The following is a 952-nucleotide window of genomic DNA, read 5'->3' on the forward strand; positions in this document are numbered from 1 at the left end:
CAGCCGGCTAGGGTGCGTCTGACAGCGTTCTGGTCCAGGCGATGGCGGCGTGGATGAGGACGGCGGCGCGGTAGGTGATCGCGTGTTTGTCGTAGCGGGTCGCGAGGCCTCGCCATTGCTTGGCGTGGCAGAACCGGCGTTCGATCACGTTGCGGTTCTTGTAGTCGTCGGTGTCGAGCCCGACAGGCCTTCCGCCTCGTGAACCGCGACGCTTCCGGTGCCCCTGCTGGTCGCGGGGCTCGGGGATCACGGCTTTGATCCCACGCCCCCGCAAGCGTGACCGGATCGCGCGGGACGAGTACGCCTTGTCGCCCCGGACCGCGTCCGGGCGGGTGCGAGGGCGACCGACGGGGCGACCCACGCGAAGCTGATCCAGCAAGGGCAGCAGCATCGGCGAATCACCGGCCTGTCCGGGGGTGATCACCGTGACCAGCGGCAGCCCCTTCCCGTCAACGAGCTGGTGGATCTTCGTCGACAGGCCGCCCCGGGAGCGGCCGATAGCATGATCAGGCGGCTCGACGCCCGGATTCGTGTAATTCGATACAGCCCCCTGTGGGGCGACTCGTGTTCGTCGCGTGCTGATGCGCCCGCGTGATCGTCGAATCCACCGATACCGACCAGTCCACCAGCCCCTCGGCGTCGGCCTGCGCGATCAGCGACTGCACGATCGAGTCCCAGGTGCCTTCGGTCGCGAGCCTGCGATGCCAGGTCCACACGGTCTGCCACGGGCCGAACACTGCAGGAAGATCGCGCCACGCGATCCCGCACCGATACCGGTAAATGATCCCTTCCAGCATCGTCCGCGCGTCCGAGAACTTCCGACCCGGGCGACCCGTCGGCCTCGGCAACATCCCATCGATCAGAGACCACTGAGCATCCGTAAGCAACCGAAACCGCGTCACCGCTCCAGCGTCTCAACCGATCCCCTCAACCTTTGTCAGACACGCCCTAG

The 952-nt window shown here is 66.9% G+C and carries 1 protein-coding gene; it reads right to left on the reverse strand.

Annotated elements, in window-relative coordinates; all coding sequences use genetic code 11:
• Nucleotides 1-7: 7 nt before the first annotated feature.
• Nucleotides 8-902 (reverse strand): IS5 family transposase gene (locus tag L0965_RS16470; RefSeq protein WP_102209980.1). Its coding sequence is split into 2 segments (ribosomal slippage): nucleotides 8-550 and nucleotides 552-902, totalling 894 coding nucleotides; the frame shifts between segments, so codons are not numbered across the junction.
• Nucleotides 903-952: the final 50 nt, after the last annotated feature.

Source organism: Microbacterium sp. NFH-22A-Y (genome assembly GCF_021401375.1).
In the GTDB taxonomy this organism is placed as follows: Bacteria; Actinomycetota; Actinomycetes; order Actinomycetales; family Microbacteriaceae; genus Microbacterium; species Microbacterium hominis.